Origin of the sequence: Allosediminivita pacifica (assembly GCF_003054175.1) — a bacterium.
In the GTDB taxonomy this organism is placed as follows: domain Bacteria; phylum Pseudomonadota; class Alphaproteobacteria; order Rhodobacterales; family Rhodobacteraceae; genus Allosediminivita; species Allosediminivita pacifica.
The window spans coordinates 1-17,264 of record NZ_QBKN01000038.1 but is presented as its reverse complement, the minus strand read 5'-3'; the positions used below and the strand labels follow the sequence as shown (position 1 = coordinate 17,264).

Annotated in this window: 16 protein-coding genes; 7 read left to right on the top strand and 9 right to left on the bottom strand. The window is 65.0% G+C overall.

Annotation, left to right across the window (positions count from 1 at the left end; translation table 11 throughout):
- Positions 1-6: 6 nt before the first annotated feature.
- The 5 genes from C8N44_RS20790 to C8N44_RS20770 form a co-directional block, all read right to left on the bottom strand.
- Entirely contained in the window at positions 7-645 is a 639-nt protein-coding gene (locus C8N44_RS20790; protein ID WP_107978694.1) for an NADPH-dependent F420 reductase, read from the bottom strand.
- 70 nt (positions 646-715) lie between these two features.
- A complete protein-coding gene (locus C8N44_RS20785) occupies positions 716-1,477 on the bottom strand; it encodes a carboxymuconolactone decarboxylase family protein (RefSeq protein WP_107978683.1) in 762 nt (253 codons plus the stop codon).
- Between the two features lie 102 nt (positions 1,478-1,579).
- Complete coding sequence (locus tag C8N44_RS20780) at positions 1,580-2,482, bottom strand: LysR family transcriptional regulator (RefSeq protein WP_107978682.1); 903 nt, start codon at positions 2,480-2,482, stop codon at positions 1,580-1,582.
- 99 nt (positions 2,483-2,581) lie between these two features.
- Positions 2,582-3,592 (bottom strand): PQQ-dependent sugar dehydrogenase, encoded by a 1,011-nt coding sequence (locus C8N44_RS20775; protein WP_107978681.1) that lies wholly within the window; start codon positions 3,590-3,592, stop codon positions 2,582-2,584.
- 52 nt (positions 3,593-3,644) lie between these two features.
- Positions 3,645-4,088 carry a (R)-mandelonitrile lyase gene (locus C8N44_RS20770; RefSeq protein ID WP_107978680.1) on the bottom strand — a complete coding sequence of 148 codons (444 nt, stop codon included), beginning with the start codon at positions 4,086-4,088 and terminating at the stop codon, positions 3,645-3,647.
- Between the two features lie 318 nt (positions 4,089-4,406).
- On the opposite strand from C8N44_RS20770, the gene C8N44_RS20765 reads away from it, so the two are divergent.
- From C8N44_RS20765 to C8N44_RS20740, 6 genes are all read left to right on the top strand, one after another.
- Positions 4,407-5,609: an NAD(P)-dependent alcohol dehydrogenase gene (locus C8N44_RS20765; RefSeq protein ID WP_107978679.1), complete on the top strand. Its 1,203-nt coding sequence runs from the start codon at positions 4,407-4,409 to the stop codon at positions 5,607-5,609.
- Positions 5,610-5,827: 218 nt separating this feature from the next.
- Positions 5,828-6,181 carry a cyclophilin-like fold protein gene (locus C8N44_RS20760; protein WP_107978693.1) on the top strand — a complete coding sequence of 118 codons (354 nt, stop codon included), beginning with the start codon at positions 5,828-5,830 and terminating at the stop codon, positions 6,179-6,181.
- A 75-nt stretch (positions 6,182-6,256) separates the two neighbouring features.
- The gene (locus tag C8N44_RS20755) at positions 6,257-7,003 is read left to right on the top strand and encodes an SDR family oxidoreductase (protein ID WP_107978678.1); all 747 of its coding nucleotides are present in this window, start codon (positions 6,257-6,259) and stop codon (positions 7,001-7,003) included.
- 295 nt (positions 7,004-7,298) lie between these two features.
- Positions 7,299-7,943 (top strand): aldehyde dehydrogenase iron-sulfur subunit PaoA, encoded by a 645-nt coding sequence (gene paoA / locus C8N44_RS20750; protein ID WP_107978677.1) that lies wholly within the window; start codon positions 7,299-7,301, stop codon positions 7,941-7,943.
- Positions 7,940-8,890 (top strand): FAD binding domain-containing protein, encoded by a 951-nt coding sequence (locus tag C8N44_RS20745; RefSeq protein ID WP_107978676.1) that lies wholly within the window; start codon positions 7,940-7,942, stop codon positions 8,888-8,890. Before paoA ends, C8N44_RS20745 begins: the two co-directional genes overlap by 4 nt.
- A gap of 4 nt (positions 8,891-8,894) precedes the next feature.
- Entirely contained in the window at positions 8,895-11,075 is a 2,181-nt protein-coding gene (locus tag C8N44_RS20740; protein ID WP_107978675.1) for a xanthine dehydrogenase family protein molybdopterin-binding subunit, read from the top strand.
- Between the two features lie 97 nt (positions 11,076-11,172).
- Here the strand turns inward: C8N44_RS20740 and C8N44_RS20735 are convergent, their stop codons facing one another.
- The 4 genes from C8N44_RS20735 to C8N44_RS20720 form a co-directional block, all read right to left on the bottom strand.
- Positions 11,173-12,426 carry an amidohydrolase family protein gene (locus C8N44_RS20735; RefSeq protein WP_107978674.1) on the bottom strand — a complete coding sequence of 418 codons (1,254 nt, stop codon included), beginning with the start codon at positions 12,424-12,426 and terminating at the stop codon, positions 11,173-11,175.
- 81 nt (positions 12,427-12,507) lie between these two features.
- Positions 12,508-14,754 (bottom strand): xanthine dehydrogenase family protein molybdopterin-binding subunit, encoded by a 2,247-nt coding sequence (locus tag C8N44_RS20730; RefSeq protein ID WP_107978673.1) that lies wholly within the window; start codon positions 14,752-14,754, stop codon positions 12,508-12,510.
- Positions 14,747-15,799 carry an FAD binding domain-containing protein gene (locus C8N44_RS20725; RefSeq protein WP_107978672.1) on the bottom strand — a complete coding sequence of 351 codons (1,053 nt, stop codon included), beginning with the start codon at positions 15,797-15,799 and terminating at the stop codon, positions 14,747-14,749. The genes C8N44_RS20730 and C8N44_RS20725 overlap by 8 nt, the downstream gene beginning before the upstream one ends.
- On the bottom strand, positions 15,796-16,293 hold the full coding sequence (locus tag C8N44_RS20720) for a (2Fe-2S)-binding protein (RefSeq protein WP_107978671.1): 498 nt from the start codon (positions 16,291-16,293) through the stop codon (positions 15,796-15,798). Before C8N44_RS20720 ends, C8N44_RS20725 begins: the two co-directional genes overlap by 4 nt.
- A 157-nt stretch (positions 16,294-16,450) precedes the next feature.
- Between C8N44_RS20720 and C8N44_RS20715 the strand changes: the two genes are divergently transcribed.
- Positions 16,451-17,020, top strand: coding sequence for a TetR/AcrR family transcriptional regulator (locus tag C8N44_RS20715; protein WP_107978670.1), 570 nt, complete (start codon positions 16,451-16,453; stop codon positions 17,018-17,020).
- The last annotated feature ends 244 nt before the right edge of the window (positions 17,021-17,264 follow it).

The following is a 17,264-nucleotide window of genomic DNA, read 5'->3' as shown; positions in this document are numbered from 1 at the left end:
GCGCGTTCAGCGCAACTTCTCGAAACGGTATGTCAGGGCGGGGCCGCCGGGCTGCATGTAGGCGAGCTCTACGGTGGCGAGGGCAAAGGGTTCCACGTAGCGTCCGTTGCGAAGGCCGCCTGTGTCGAGGGGCTCGAACCCGACGTCTCGGATGAGACCGCCAGCGATCTCTTTCGCGGCGTCGTCGTCGGAGTAGGTGAATACCTGCGGCGCGGGTGTCTGTCCCTTGCGGGCGAATACGGGCGCGAAGGCCTCGGAGGGGATGGTGTTGAAGCACGAAACCCAGCGGACATCGGGGCGCCTGCGGGCGAGTTCTTCCGCACCGGAGTCGTTGGGGCCGATCACCAGATTGCTGTTACCCTCGTCGAGCGGCACGCAGCAGTTGAGAACCAACTTGCCGCCGAGACTGGCGGTCGCCTGCTCCAGAACGTCATCGACGCGCGACCAATGCACCGACAGGAGGAGCGCGTCGGCCCCGTCTACTGCTTCGGCGACGCTGCCGTAGCTGGCGCCGGCATCGCGCGCCAAGCGTTCGAGCTTCGAGGTGCTTCGGGAGTACGCGAAGGTGACGTCGTGGCCACAAGCGGCCCAGTTGCGACCTAGTTTTCCGCCCATCAGCCCGGAACCGAGAATTCCGATCTTCATGTCCTGTTCCAGCCCTTCTTGGTCTTGCATGATGTGGCGGGACCGGTGCCCCGCCACTGTTCCTGTTCCTTTATTGGCTGCGGCTCTCGAAGACTTCCTTGGCCACCGGCATCGCCGAGAAGACCTTGGGCCAGCCGGCGTAGAAGGCGAGGTGGGACAGCATCGCGCCCGCTTCTTCCTGGGTCAGGCCGTTGTCCATGGCACGGTTGAGGTGGAAGGTCATCTGCTCGGGCTGGCCTGCCGCAATCAGAGCTGCCACCGTCACAAGGCTTCGGTCGCGCGGCTCGAGCGCGGGGCGCAGCCAGAGGTCGAGGAAGAGCAGCTGCTCCGTGTTGTCCACCACGCCTTGGCTGACGTCACCGTAATTGCCCTGCACGTTTTCCTGGCGGGCGGCTTCGGCTTCTTCGTTCAGCGGCAGCAACTCGGGGTCGACGGCGGGCAGATCCTCGGCGGCGATGCCGCGCTCTTCGTAAATAGGTGCCATCGCCTCGGCGGCAGCCGTTGCGTTGCCCCAGCCGGTGTAGAAGGCGAGGTGAGTGATGGTCTCGGAAAGCTCTGCAGGGCTCACTCCGGCATCGAGTGCCAGTTCCACGTAGCTGCCGAGGTTTTCGGTCTCGTGTCGGGTCATCAATGCCGCGAAGGTCACGAGCGCGCGGTCACGCATGGAAAGCTCTTCGCCGTTCCAGACGGAACCGACGAGATCTTCGGTGGAATAGGCCTCGAGCGCCGGTGCCACGCGCGCGACGGCGTCGGGCAGGGTGCTTGCGGCATCTTGCGCTGCGGCGGCGGTCGACATTAGTGCGAGGGCAGAGGCTGCAATACGGGTCTTCATCGAGATCTCCTTATGAAAGCGTTGTGCCTACAACGTTCATTTGGATCGATCATTCTGCATCTTAATGACCATGACCCTCAAGCCGCTCATGATCCAGCTTCATCAATGCGGCCCACGTTCGCGCAGGGCATCCAGCACCACCTGGAATGCCGACGAGGGACGTTGGCGGCTGGGATAGTAAAGGTGAAAACCGGGGAAATAGGGGCAGTAGTCGTCGAGGCATGTCTGAAGCTCGCCGGCCTCCAGCTTGTCCTTGGCGAGACGCTCGGGGACCAGGGCGAGTCCGTGCCCGTCGCAGGCCGCACGCAGGACTGGGTTTATGGTGTTGAAGCAGGTCTGCCCCTGCACCTTCACGCGGATCTCGTGGCCCTCCGCATCCTCGAATTCCCAAGCATAGAGAGCGCCGTGGGTCGAAAGCCTCAGGTTGATGCAGCGATGGTCGGCGACGTCCTGCGGCACGATCGGCATCCCGGCCGTATCGAGGTATTCGGGCGCGCCGACGCAGATCATGCGTTCCTCCGGGCCGATCCGCATGGAGATCATGCCGTCGCTCACCTGGTCGCCATAGCGGACGCCCGCGTCGCACTGGCTGTCGGCGAGGTCGGTGTATCCATAGTCCATGACAAGCTCGACGTTGACCGCAGGGTACTCCTTGAGGACGGGCGAGAGCTTGGGCCAGAGGATCGACTCGATGGCGTATTCGACAGCCACGATCCGGACCGTACCGCTGGGATGGTCGCGGGAATCGTTGAGGGCCTGCAGGCGGGCCTCGATCTTGTCGAAGCAGGGATTGAGTGTGGCGAGCAGGTCTTCACCCTCGAGCGTCGGTGCGACCGAGCGGGTCGTGCGGGTGAGCAGACGCAGCCCGAGCCGCTTTTCAAGTCCCTTGATCGTATGGCTTAGCGCGGATTGCGAGACATTGAGCCGGGCGGCCGCCTTGGTGAAGCTGCGTTCCTCGGCGACGGCCGCCAGGGCGATGAGGTCGTTGATGTTCTCTCGTAGCATGAAGGTGGATCTGCTTTGCTGAACCATGGTCACTTATCGCGACGCATATATGATTAGGGTTCATGCCGTCCATGCATCATGCGTCATGTTGCAACAATGTTAGCGGCGTATCCGGATCAGTCGATCCTCGGAAGGGCCCTCGCGCCGAGGGGACCGGTTCGTCGTGATGGCAAGGATCTCGTCCCTGGTGATCACGACGTCCCGGATACGCTCTCCGATGCCAATACCGTTGGCGATTTCGCGTGACACCGGATCGAGGGCCAGCAGACCCTCTGCCCGAAGACCAGCGACAAGCAGTCGGTCGCCGTCCCACCCCAGTCCGGAGGGGGCCCACGTGGACCCACCCGAATGCGCCAGTGGAGCGCGCATGCCTTCGGCCTCCTCATCTCCCTGGATGAGAGGCCAGCCGTAGTTACCTCCGGGCTCGATCAAGTTCACCTCGTCATGGCCGGACTGGCCATGTTCCGCGGCGTACAGGCGCCCTGCGTCATCCCAGGCGAGGCCCTGCGGGTTCCTGTGTCCGAGGGACCAGACGGGCGATCCGGGGAACGGATTGTCCGTGGGTACCGAGCCGTCCGCGCGCACGCGGAGGATCTTGCCGGCAAGGCTGTCGAGGTCCTGCGGGCGTTCGCGGTTCTCGGTCCAGCCGGTCGTGATATAGAGCATCCCGTCCGGGCCGAACGCCACGCGTCCGCCATTGTAGAGCGGGTGGCCGGGGATGTCGTCGATCAGCACCCGTGTTTCTCGCCATGCGCCGTCGCTCAGGCGCGCCTCGATCACCCGGTTCCACCTTTCGTTCGGGGTGCCATGATGCGTGTAGAGCACGACCAGCCTATTGGTGGCAAAGTCGGGGTGAAGGGCCAAGCCGAGCAGTCCTCCGCCCCGGTCGTCGAGTATCGGCTCGCTCGTGATGACCGGGAGGCGCGTAAAGTCGCCGTTCCGAAGAGTTCCGAGCGTCCCGGACTTTTCGGTGATGTAGAAGGCATCCTCGCTGACCTCGATATCCCAGGGGTATTCGAGGCCATCCAGTGCCGTCTGGACGGCCGGCTGTGCGATCGGCGCGGAGGGAACGAGGGTCGCGAAGGCAAGGGCAAGCAGGCGCAGTGTCATGGCAATTCCCGGGCAGGGCAGCCCGCGCGTGGCGCAGGCTGCCGTTATGGTATTATTGGCTGTATTCCTCGTCGGTGACGAGTTCGCCCCATTCGACGCCGGTCTGGATCGCGTAGTGGGTGACCGAGGTTTCCTCGGTAGCACCGTGCCAGTGTTCAATTTCCGGCGGGCACCAGACGACATCGCCGGCCTGCATCACCTGTTTCTCTTGGCCGCGTTCCTGAACCCAGCCCGTGCCGTGGGTCACCACCAGCATCTGGCCGTCAGGATGCGTGTGCCATGCGGAGCGCGCGCCAGGGAGGAAGGTGACTTCGCCCGCGCTGACGTCGTTGATCTCAGGGGGGAACACAGGTGCCACGTAAGCGGTGCCGGAGAAGGTGTCGCTGCTTCCGATCTGGCCGGGACGGTCTTCGGTGGGTGTTACGGTCATCGACTGTGCAAAGGCGGCCGGCGCGGCAAGCGCGATCACGAGGGTGGGGGCAAGAATGCGTTTCATGTCAGGTCGTCTCCTTGAATGAGAGGCGGCCGAGGGGCCTGACCGGGGTTATCCCGGCCCTGACGATCAACTTAGGGCGCAGGTCCCAGCGGATAATGGGAAACAGCCGGGACGCGTCCATGAGCTTGTTTCATTAATTTAATGCGTCTGCTCGCGCCTGAGCCGTGCGCAGACATTTTGAGTGGATTGATGAAGCGCTGTCATGATCGCTCTGCCGATTATCGGGATTATCTTCGGTGCTGCATGGGCTCAGCATTCAAGCATGCCCACGGCTGCCGCCCGTCGGGCGATATCCGTTCAGCAAGAGGATGACGAACCATGTGCGAGAAGTGTGAAACCGGTGTCGAGATCCTGACCCGCAACGGCGAGGGCCGGCGCAATTTCCTGCGGGGCGGTGCCGCAGTGGCTGCGGCCCCCCTGGCGGCGGCTGGGTTTTCCGGCAGCCGGGCCGCGGCGCAGCCGTCGGACGCGCTTGCGCAGAGCGAGGTACAGGCCTGGGCGGCGCGTGACACGGACGGCACCTTCGCGCCCTACACGATCACCCGCCGCGAGGCCCGTCCCAAGGATGTTGTCATCGACATCATGTACAGTTCGATCTGTCACTCGGACATCCATACCTACAAGGGCGACTGGGGTATGCCGAACTTCCCGCTGGTGCCGGGGCATGAGATGGTGGGCCGCGTCGTCGGTGTCGGATCGGAGGTGACGAAGTTCCGCGAGGGTGACATCGCGGGTGTTGGCACCATGGTCGACAGTTGCGGTGAATGCGTGAACTGTCTCGCCGACCGTGAGCAGAATTGCCTGAACGGGACCACCTTCACCTACGATTCCCCCGACCAGGTGTCGGGTGGCGTGACCTACGGCGGTTATTCAAAGCGCATCGTGGTGACCGAGGATTTCGTTCTGCGCATCCCGCCCGGCGTCGATCTCGCCGGTTTCGCGCCACTGCTCTGCGCGGGGATCACCACCTTTTCGCCGATCAACCACTGGGATCTCAAGCCAGGTCAGCGCTACGGTGTCATCGGCATGGGTGGGCTAGGACACCTCGCGGTGAAGCTCGGCGCGGCCAAGGGGGCCGAGGTCGTGGTCTTCACCACCTCGCAGGACAAGCTTGAGGACGCGCGCAGCTTCGGTGCCTCCGAAGCCTACCTCTGGTCCGACGAGGAGGGCCTACGCAGCCAGATGGCGAGCTTCGACCTGATGCTGTCTACCGTACCGGTGGCCTATCCGATGCAGCAGTTCCTGAACATGCTGAAGCTCGACAAAACGCTGGTGAACGTCGGCGCGCTTTTCCCGGTCGAAGGAGCGCACGGAATGATGATGGGCTTCGGTCGTCAGAGTCTCGCCGGGTCGATGACGGGCGGCATTGCCGAGACCCAGCGCGTGATCGATTTCGCCGCGCATCATGGCGTGGCCGCGACCTACGAGATGATCACGCCCGATCAGATAGGCGAGGCCTGCGAGCGTGTCGTGAACCGGCAGGCGCGCTACCGCTATGTCATCGACATGACCGCGGCCTAACCTGATCGCGAGCTTCGGCTTCCGATCCATTGATGAGGCGCCTTCATGAGTGCCAGCAATCCGCGCATTATTCCCTGCGGGACGCTTCGGCTTAGATCATGGCTTGGAAGAGATGCGAGGGACCGGCGATGAACGTACGAGCAGCGTCGATACGCATGTTTCTGGCGGCGGGCATTTTTACCGTCTCGTCCCTCGCCGCAGCCGCACAGGAGGATCCCATGACACGCATTCGCGTCTTAGTCGGAGACACAGAACTTTCCGCGACGCTGGACGACAGTGCGGCGGCGCGAGATTTTGCGTCGATGCTGCCGCTCGATCTGACGCTGTCGGATTTTCACGGCATCGAAAAGGTCGCCGACCTCGGTCGCAAGCTCGACGACAGCGAGGCCCCCCGGGCCTACGAGCCCAAGGCGGGCGACATCACGCAGTACCGGCCCTGGGGCAATCTCGCGATCTTCTACAAGCCGTTCCAGTCCTCTGCCGGGCTGCTACGGCTTGGGGCCTTCGACGGGCCAATCGACGCTCTTCTGCAGAACGGAGAGTTTCCCGTCCGCATCGAAGCCGCCGACTGACACGACAAAATAAGCCCGGCGGGACCTGCCGACAGATCGGGGCACGCCCGTAGACGAACGAGAAGGAGAAAACCAGTGGCAGACAACATCAGCGGAAAAGTCATCGTCATCACGGGTGCCTCGAGCGGCATGGGCGAGGCGACCGCGCGCGATCTCGCTGCCAAGGGCGCCAGGCTCGCACTTGGCGCGCGCCGACAGGACCGGCTCGACGCCATCGTGAACGAGATCAAGGACGCCGGGGGTGAGGCGCTCGCCGTGGCCACGGATGTGACCAGGCAGGAAGACGTGCAGAAGCTCGTCGAGGCCGCGAAAGACGCGTATGGCCGCGTGGACGTGATCTTCAACAACGCCGGCCTCATGCCGCTTTCTCCGCTGGAAAGCCAGCGCGTGGACGAGTGGAACCAGATGATCGACGTGAACATGAAGGGCACGCTCTACGGTATCTCGGCGGTACTGCCGGTCTTCAAGGAGCAGAAGTCCGGCCAGATCATCAACGTTTCCTCGGTCTACGGACACAAGGCCGTGCCGAACGGGGCCGTCTACTGCGCCACCAAGTTCGCGGTCCGGGCTCTGTCCGAGTCGCTGCGTCAGGAGGTCAAGGATTACAATGTGCGCGTCACCGTGATTTCGCCCGGTGCGGTCGATACGGAGCTGACGGAGCACATTTCGGAACCTGGTCTCGGTGACCAGCTGCGGGAGTTCGTGCCGCAGATCGCAGTTCCGGCAAGCACGATGGCAGATATGGTTTCCTTTGCCGTTTCGCAGCCCGAGAACGTGGACGTGAACGAGATCCTGTTCCGCCCGACCGTTCAGCCGGAATAACCGGATCGACTGGATCAGCGGGGTGGAACATGCTGATCCGCTTTTCCGGGTCCTGCCGCCGGCGGGACGGTGGGGCCCCCAAAGGATACTGTCGCAGCTCCTGAACCTTACCGGGGCAGCGACGGTCTCGCTAATGGCCCGCGCGATTGTCGCGACCTCGCATGAGGGGTCGCAAGGCAATTGATGAGCCCGGCTAATTTCTGTCTTGCGACAACCCTCTGAACCCACACGCGCCTGCATGGCGTTGGTGACTAGGCGCTCCGATTGGCGGCCCGACCCGCAGAAAGGACATCCCATGACCCCACCCATCGAATTTGAGATTCGCAGACGCACGCTGCTGGCCGGTAGCGCAGCGATCGCGATGAGTGCCGGTCTCCGCCCGGCCTCGGCCCAGGACGGGGCCGCAGCTTCGACACCGGCAGGCGATAGCACCACCACCGTCACGCTCACCGTCAACGGCGAGCCGCGCGAACTCACCGTCGACAACCGTGTGACCCTTCTTGATGCGCTGCGCGAACATCTGGAACTTACCGGCACCAAGAAGGGCTGCGATCACGGCCAGTGTGGCGCCTGCACCTGCACGGTCAACGGCGAGCGGATTAACTCTTGTCTCAGCCTTGCGGTGATGCACGACGGTGACGAGGTGGAAACGATCGAGGGCATCGGGACGCCCGAGCAAATGGACCCTATGCAGGCCGCCTTCGTCGAGAACGACGGCTTCCAGTGCGGGTATTGCACACCGGGTCAGATCAGCTCGGCGCGCAAGGTCATCGAGGAGATCCGCGCCGGCATCCCGTCGCACGTGACGGGAGACCTGAACGCCGAGATCGCCATCACTGACGCAGAGATCCGCGAGCGCATGTCCGGCAATATCTGCCGCTGCGGCGCCTACGCGAACATTCTTGCAGCCATCACGCAGGTCGCGGAGGACCAGGCATGAGAGCATTTTCCTATGAAAAGGTCGCCGACCCGGCGGCGGCTGCGGCACGCGCTGCCGAAGTCGAAGGGGCAAAGTTCCTGGCGGGCGGCACCAATCTTCTGGACCTCATGAAGCTCGAGATCGAGACTCCGGTCCATCTGATCGACGTCAACGGGCTCGGGCTCGACGAGGTCACCGAGACCGAGGACGGCGGGTTACGCATCGGCACTCTGGTCACCAACACGGCGCTTTCGGCAGACGAACGCGTGCGCAGGGATTACCCGGTGCTCACGCGGGCCATCGCGGCGGGTGCTTCGGGCCAGCTTCGCAACAAGGCAACAACCGGTGGGAACCTGCTGCAACGCACGCGGTGCCCTTACTTCTATGACACGGCGATGCCCTGCAACAAGCGCGAGCCCGGGTCGGGCTGCGGTGCGCTGACCGAGGGCGCCTTCTCGCGTCAGCTGGGTGTGATCGGGACGTCCGACAACTGCATCGCGACACATCCCAGCGACATGGCGGTCGCCATGCGTGTTCTCGACGCCACCGTCGAGACAGTCACGCCGAACGGCATGACCCGCAGGATTCCCCTCGAAGAGTTTCACCTGCTGCCCGGCGATACCCCGCAGGAGGAAAACGCGCTGATGCCGGGCGAGTTGATCACCCATGTGACGCTGCCGGCGCCCGTGGGTGGGACCCAGAAGTATCACAAGGCGCGGGACCGCGCGTCCTACGCCTTCGCGCTGGTTTCGGTCGCGCTGATCCGTCAGCCGGATGGTAGCGGACGCGTGGCGCTTGGCGGTGTCGCGCCCAAGCCGTGGCGGTCGGACGAGGCCGACGCGGAACTGCCCAACGGTGCGCGTGCAGTGATGGCTCATCTTCTCGAGGGGGCACGGCCCACCGAGGAGAACGCGTTCAAGATTACCCTGGCCGAGCGCGCGCTCGCCGCAATGCTGGCAGAGGAGTAACCTCATGCAGTTCAACGAACCCGCAGGTCAGAACCTGTTCGACAACGCGACCATCGTCGGCCGACCGACTCACCGGACGGATGGCCCGCTGAAGGTTACCGGCACCGCGCCTTATGCCTACGAACGCCACGACGTGGTCGAGGGGCAGCTCTATGGCTACCCGGTGGCAGCAGGCATCTCGCACGGTCGCATCACCAGCATGGACGCCGAGGCCGCGCGCAATGCGCCCGGGGTCCACGCGGTTGTCACGACGCTCGACATCGAACCTCTCGGGATCTGGGACTACAATGTCGCTCGGCTCTTCGGCGGTGACGAGATCCAGCATTACCATCAGGCCATTGCCGTCGTGGTCGCGGACAGCTTCGAAGAAGCGCGTGCGGCGGCCTCCCTGATCGAGGTCGAATATGCCCCGGGCGATCCGGCCGACTACGATCTGGACGCGGCCTTTGAACGCTTCGAGGGGACCGGTGAGCCGAGCACCATGGTGGGCAACGTCGAGGGTGCTCTGGAGAACGCCGCGGCCGTGGTCGACGAGATGTATCACACTCCCTCCGAGAGCCATCAGATGATGGAGCCCTTTGCCTCCATCGTGGACTGGTCGGACGGCGAGGACATGACCGTCTGGACGTCGAACCAGATGATCGAATGGAATCGCCAGGCGCTCGCGACGAACTTCGGCATCGATCCTGACCGAATTCGCGTCGAGAGCCCCTACATCGGCGGCGGTTTCGGCGGTAAGCTCTGGCTGCGTTGCGATGCGGTCCTTGCCGCGATCGGGTCGCGCGAGGTCGGGCGTCCGGTCCGGCTCGCCATGCCGCGGCCGATGATGATGAACAATGCGACGCACCGTTCTGCGACGGTTCAGCGGATCCGCCTTGCCGCTGGCGAGGATGGCAAGTTGACGGGCATCTGGCACGATGCGGCCTCGCACTCGCTGCCCGGTGGACGCGGTGAGAACGCGACCGCGCAGACGCCCTACTTCTACGGCGCTGAATCGCTGCGGGTGCAACACCACATCGTCGAAATGCCGTTGCCCGAAGCCTCCGACATGCGCGCCCCCGGCGAAGCCTCGGGCCTCATGGCGCTCGAGGTCGCCATGGACGAACTGGCCGAGGCGCTCGACATGGACCCCGTGCAACTGCGCATCGTGAACGATACCCAGGTCAATCCGTCCAACCCCGATCAGGCGTTTTCCGAACGCCACTTCGTCGAATGCCTGGAGCGCGGCGCAGAGGCCTTTGGTTGGGCCGACCGGAACACCACCCCGGGTGGCATGCGCGAGGGCCAGTGGCTGATCGGTCATGGCATGGCCGGCGCGTACCGGGGCGCTCCGACGCTGCCCTCCGGCGCGACGGTACGGCTTTCGGGCGGTCGCCTGATCGTGGAAACCGACATGACCGATATCGGTACGGGCTCCTACACGATCATCGGCCAGACGGCAGCCGAGTGCCTCGGCCTGCCGCTTGACGCGGTCGAGGTTCGTTTGGGCAACAGTGCCTATCCCGTCTCATCGGGCTCGGGCGGACAATTCGGTGCGGCAAGTTCCACCGCCGGCGTCTACGCGGCTTGCGTCGGTCTGCGCCAGCAGATCGCAGGGCAGCTGGGTGTCGAGGATCCGGAATTCCGCGAGGGCCGCGTCGTGTCGGGCGATACCGATGTTGCGCTTGCCGACCTCGAGGGTGAGCTGGAAGCCACCGACACGATGCAGTGGGGGGACTTCAAGCAGGACTATGTCCTTGCGACCTTCGGTGCGCATTTCGTCGAGGTCGGCGTGCATGTGGGTACCGGCGAGATCCGGGTGCGGCGCATGGTGGCCGCGGCGGACGCCGGACGGATCCTGAATCCGATCACGGCACGCAGCCAGGTGATCGGCGGGATGACCATGGCGGTCGGTGCGGCGCTGTCCGAGGAAATGGCCCTCGATACCGGTCGTGGCATGTTCGCCAACCATGACCTGGCCGGTTACGAGGTCGCGGTCCATGCCGATATCCCGGAGCAAGAGGTGATCTTCCTCGACACGCTCGACGGGATCTCGACGCCGCTGAAGGCGAAAGGCGTCGGCGAGCTTGGCATCTGCGGGGTGGCGGCGGCCGTGGCGAACGCCGTCTACAACGCGACCGGCGTACGCGTTCGTGAGTACCCAGTGACGCTCGACAAGCTGCTGGGCGGCCTTCCCGAGGTCTGACCTTTTGACTAGACCAGTGAAAATGCCGTCCCGGTGCAAATCGGGGCGGCATTTTCATGGTGTGTCCAGGACCGAGGTCCACGTGACGATCCACGGGTCAGCGGTATTGATCGCCGGGCTCATCCCTTGCTCCGCCGGGCCGCATCAGTCGGGCTTCAGGACGTCGGAACGTTTGCGTCCCATTTCGCCAGCCTGCACGCGGCTCGGCAAGGCCGCGCACGGCTGCCGCCGGTTCGGAGGCATCCAGCAGAACGATGTCGGCGGGGGCGCCCACGGTGAGCGCACGCGGCCGGCCGATCAGTGCGGCGGCGCCGCCGGCGACGCGGTCGAAGCACGTCGCAAGCTCGGCATCCGAGGCCAGATGCGCGAGGTTGGCATAGAGGTTCGCCATGCGCAGTGCGTTGGCATCGCCGTAGGGCGTAAAAGGGTTCTGGATGTTGTTGGACGCGAGCGCCGTCTGCACACCGGCCGCGGCAAGCCGTTCCAGAGGGGCGAGGCCCCGGGGAACAAGCCGCTCCGCCTCGCGACCGGTCAGGAAAAGATCGGTCGAGGGCAGCGCGACGACGCCGATCCCCGCGTCGGCAAGCATCCGGCCTGTGCGGTCGACCGCTTTCAGAGTCATGGCGGAGAGCTTGGTCGCGTGTCCAACGACGACCCGGCCCTGCATTCCGCGCCGTTCGGTCTCCGCCGCGATGGCGGGCAGATCGGAACCATCCGGGTCGAGGTCGAAATCGACGTGGAAGTCCGCGTGGGTACCGAAGCTTTCGGCGAGATCGAGGATGCGCCGGACGTGTCCGCGCGGGTCGGGATCGCGATAAGGACAACCCCCGACGAGGTCGGCACCGTTTTCCAGCGCATGGACCAGAAGCGGCTCGGTCTTTGGTTCGTTGCTGAGACCTTCCTGGGCGAAGGCGCAGATCTGGATCTCGACGGCCCAGGCGTAGTCGCGCTTGAGCCGCATCAGCGCGTCGAAGCCACGCGTGCCTGCCCGGGGATCAAGCTCCACGAAGCTGCGCATGAGGGTCGTGCCCTGCAGGATAGCCATTTCGATGACGCGGGCGGCGCGCTCGTAGACGTCCTGTTCGGAAGCTTCGGCCTTTACCCGCGCGGTCTCGGTGACGGCGGAGGCGAGCGAGGGCGCACACATGTCGCAACGATCGAGGATCAGGGCTTTGTCGAGGTGAATATGCGCCTCGCAAAAGCCGGGGAAGGCCAGCATTCCGTCAGCGGCTACGCGAGCGTCGGAGGGGATGTGCCGTTCGATCCCTGCCACACGACCCGAAGCGACGGCGATGTCCCAGGCGCCGTCGCGGTCGGGCAAGTGGGTGCCGGAGAGGACGAAGGTCTTCATTTTCTGGCTCCTGTTCCAGTAGAACGGGCCGGTCGTCATAGCCCGGCCCGCCGCTCGTCATTAGAGATTTGCATACAGTCTTCAGGAGGTCAGCAGATCCTCGATCCGGATCGGGAAGCGGCGCACGCGCTTGCCGGTCGCGTGCCAGATCGCGTTGCCGATGGCCCCGACTGTCCCCGTGATCCCGATCTCGCCCACGCCCTTGATGCCGAGGGCATTCACGTAGGGGTCCTCCTCGTGCACGGTGATCACGTCCAGCCCCGAAACATCGGCGTTGACCGGTACGTGGTAACCCGCGAGGTCGGCGTTGACGATGTGCCCGCGCTTGTGATCATGCCGCGCTTCCTCGTGCAGGGCGAAGGAGATGCCCCAGATCATTCCGCCGAAAAGCTGGCTCTCGGCGAGGCGCGGGTTGATGATGCGCCCCGCGGCGAAAGCACCGACAAGCCGTGTCACCCGCATCTGGCAGAGATCGGGGTCGATCTTCACCTCGGCAAAGACCGCCCCATGCGCGTTCATCGCGTGTTGCTCGGCAGTCTCCGGCGCGCGGGATGCCGAGCCGTTGCCCGCGATCTCGGCCCCTCCGGACCGTGCCAGGATGTCGGTATAGGCCTCGCTCCGGCTTTCGTCCCCCGCGACGTAGAGCCGGCCGTCCCTGGCCACGAACCCAGCGTTTCCCGCCCCATAGAGCGGCGAGTCGGGGTCCGCGGCGGCGATTTCTCCGAGCTGGCGGATCACGTCGCCCCCGGCGGCATGAAGCGCGCCCCCGGCCGTGGCCGTGTGGCCCGACCCACCGGCGACACCGCCGTCGGGAAGTCCCGACCGCCCCGCCTGGAAGTCCACCTTGTCGAGTGGAAGACCCAGGCTGTCGGCCGCGATCTGTGCGAGCGCGGTCCAGGCCCCCTGTCCCATATCGACGGCGGAGGTCTCGACCACCGCGGTGGAATCGGCGCGCAGAGTCGCATTCGCCTCGGCCATGAACATGGGACAGGGGAAGAAGGCGGTGCCCATGCCCCAGCCGACAAGTAGCCCATCCTCGTCGCGCATCTGTCCGGGCGCCCTCGGACGCGAGTTCCAGCCAAAGCGTTCGGCGCCCTGCGCATAGCATTCCCTGAGCGCTTTCGAGGAGTATGGCTTGCCGGTGCCCGGCTCGGTCTCGGCATAGTTCTTGAGCCGGAGTTCGAGCGGATCCAAGCCGAGCTTCTCGGCAAGCTCGTCCAGCGCGCATTCAAGCACGGCGGAACCGGACGCCTCGCCGGGTGCGCGCATGGGACCGGGTGTGCCGATATCGAGCTTCACCGCGCGGTGCGTGGAGCGAAGCGCGCCCGCCGCGTAGATCCCCTGCGAGGCATTGGCCGCGGGCTCGACGAAATCGTCGAAGGTCGAGGTCGCCGCAATGCCCTCGTGGTCGATCACGGTCAGCCTGCCGGTGTCATCCGCGCCCAGCCTCAGACGCTGGCGGGTTTGCCCGCGGTGGCCGACCGGGCCGAACATCTGCTGGCGTGTCAGCATCATCTTGACAGGCCGCCCGGTCATCCGCGCCGCGAGGATGGCGAGCACGTAGGGGCCCGTAGGAATGGCCTTGGAGCCGAAACCGCCGCCGAGATAGGGGCTGCGCACGGTCACGTTCTCGGCCGGAATGCCGAAGTAGTAGGCGAAGCCGGCGCAGGACATCGAAATGGCCTGGCTCGGCATGTCGAGCGTCAGGTGATCGCCTTCCCACTTTGCGACGACCGCGTGGGTTTCCATTGCGTTGTGATACTGAGGTGCGGTCTCGTAGGTGACATCGATCGCCTGGGCCGCGGAGGCATGTCCTGCCTCGGGGTTACCATGGACCGTGTTCGCCGGTAGCCCGAAGCCGGCAGCCTCGAAGGCGTAGGGCTCGGCGTCGTCGATGTCGGTGCGCGGGGTCAGCCGTTCGTACTTCGGGTTGAGCAACCTCGCGCCCTCGTTCGCGGCTTCCAGCGTTTCGGCCACGACCAGAGCGATCGGCTGGCCGGCATAGCGGACGCTGTCATCCTGTAGCGCCTCGAAGCGGAACGAGAACATGGTCGGCTTGTCAGACGGATCGCCCTGAAGCGGAGGACGATTCTGAGGCGTCAGCACATGGGTGACCCCCGGATGGGCTGCCGCGGCTTCGGTGTCGAGGCCGGTCACGCGACCCCGGGCGATCGCCGCTGGGACGAAGACGGCGTACAGCATGTTGTCCGGGGTATTGTCGGCAGCGAAGGTCGCGGTGCCGGTGACCTTGGCGAGCCCGTCGCGACGGGTGACCGGCTGACCGGAGTTGGAGCCGAAGCGGACGTGCGGATCGAGCGTGTCAGGCATGGGCGAGGTCTCCGACTTTGCTTCCGAAGGGAGAGGCGGGCAGGGCGGGTATCCGTGCGGGCGTGCCGGCCGCGGCCATGAGAAGGGCCCGGACCGCGGTACGGCGGGCTAGGTCGATCTTCCAGGCATTGTCGCCCGAGGGCTTTGCCTCGGCCAATGCCGCGTCGGCCGCGCGCGTGAAAAGTGCTTCCTCCGGTGCCGCGCCCGAGAGCATGGCCTCTGCTTCCGCCGCGCGCCAGGGTTTGGCGGCCACGGCGCCGAGGGCAAGCCGCGCATCGGAAATGCGGCCGTCTTCCATCTTCAGTGCCGCTGCCGCGGAGCTCATTGCGAAGGCGAAAGAGGTACGGTCACGAACCTTCAGATAACGGGCATGGCCCGCGAAGGCCGTGGCCTCGGGCGGCAGGCGCAACGCGAGGATCAGTTCGCCGGGTTCCAGTGCCGTCACGCGCTGCGGATTGTCGCCGGGCAGAAGGTGAAACTCCGAAACATGGATTTCGCGGGCGCCTTGCGGTCCTCGCACCTCGATCACCGCATCGAGCGCAGCGAGCGGAACGCAGAAATCAGAGGGGTTCGTCGCGATACAGCCGTCGCTCCAGCCGAGCAAGGCCATGCGGTCCCCGGCCTCGCGCGCATCGCAACCGGCGCCGGGTTCGCGGCGGTTGCAGGCCGCATGGGGATCCTGGAAATAGTTGCAGCGTGTGTGCTGCATCAGGTTGCCGCCGACCGTGGCGGCATTGCGTAGCTGCCCCGAGGCCCCGGACAGAAGCGCCTCCGCAACCATCGGGAGGTCGCGCGCGACGGTGGCATTGACGGCCAGATCGGAATTGCGCACGAGCGCGCCGATGCGGATAGAGCCGTCGGAGAGCGTCTCGATCCCGGAAAGGCCGGGCAGGCGGGTGATGTCGATTACGCGATCCGGCTGCATCGCGCCGATCTTCATGAGATCGAGGAGGTTCGTGCCTCCGCCAAGCCAGGCGGCGCCGGGCTCCCAGGCGGCGAGAGCCTCCTCGACGGAACTTGGCTGGATGAACTCGAAGCGCTTCATGCCGCGTCCTCCTTGTCGGTGCGGATCATGTTGCGGGTAGCTTCCTGCACGGCGATGGTGATGCCGTGGTAGGCGGCGCAGCGGCAGATGTTTCCGCTCATCCCCTCGCGGATGCGTTCGGGATCGTCGCCGGCGCTGCCTTCCGAGATGAGGCCGACCGCGCTCATGATCTGGCCCGGGGTGCAGTAGCCGCACTGAAAGGCGTCGTTCTCGATGAAGGCAGCCTGCACAGGGTGCAGCTCTTCCCCGAGTGCGAGCCCTTCGATGGTGGTGATCTCTGCGCCGTCGAGCGTGGCGGCGAGCGTGAGACAGGAATTGACCCTGCGGCCGTCGACAAGGACAGTGCAGGCGCCGCATTGCCCGCGATCGCAGCCTTTCTTGGTTCCCGGCAGGTCCAAGCGTTCGCGGAGGAGGTCGAGCAGCGTAACGCGCGGATCGTCGAGCGCGACAGCGCGGGCCTCGCCATTGATGGTCAGGCTGATGGAAGGTGACATGCGGTCCTCCCGTCCTTTGGTAAAGTTGAGGTTTCGGGCACTCGCGCCCGGGCGGAGACGTCCGTAGTATGCGGGAGCAAGTGGGATCGTCGTAGTATCCCGCCTCATCAATATACGGAGGTAGCCTCCGTTTATCAAGACAAGAAGAGAAGCCCGGATGCCGACGCCCAAACGCAAGCCCCGTTCCGATGCCCTGAGGAACCGCGAACGGCTGATCGAGGCGGCTAAGGACGTTCTTGGCCCCGGCGGCCCGAACGCAAGTCTCGAGGCGGTCGCGAAACGTGCGGGGGTGGGGATCGGGACGCTCTACCGGCATTTTCCCGACCGCGAGGCCCTGTTCCACGCGGTCTTCACCCGCGAGATCGACGAATTGGCCGACATGGCAGAGCGTCTCGACGCAGGCGATGATCCGCTCGACGCCCTGCGGACCTGGCTGCACGTCAACGTGGCGCTGGTCGAGACCAAGCGCGGCATGCTCGGGGCCCTCTCGGTTGTGATGAGCGACGAAGCCAAGAAATCCTACGCTGCGAGGGCGAGCCGGATCGATGTGGCGCTGAACAAGCTGATCGCGCGCGGTGTGGAAACTGGTCGTTTGCGAGAGGGTGTAACGGCCGAGGATATTCTGCAGACCATGTATGCCCTGTGCTATGCCCGCGAGCCGGGGCAGGGCTGGCGCGAGAACGTCCTTCGGCTTTTGGATATCTTCATCGACGGTCTGGCGAAGTGATGCAGGTTTGTTCCCTAGTCGGGAGAATGACCAGTTGGCGAAGCTGGCAAGCCGGGTGAGCTCGCGGTCCTGGCTCAATGACACGGTCTTCCCGATTGTCATGTTGCTTGAAGTACAGATCTTGACCTGTGATGCGTAAGCCTGCGAACGGAAAGGCAAGATACAATGAAACTGCTCGTAAAGTCCGGCCCGGAAGAGGCCTTCCCGGAATGGCAGCGCCACTTCAGCGACGCCTATCCCGAGC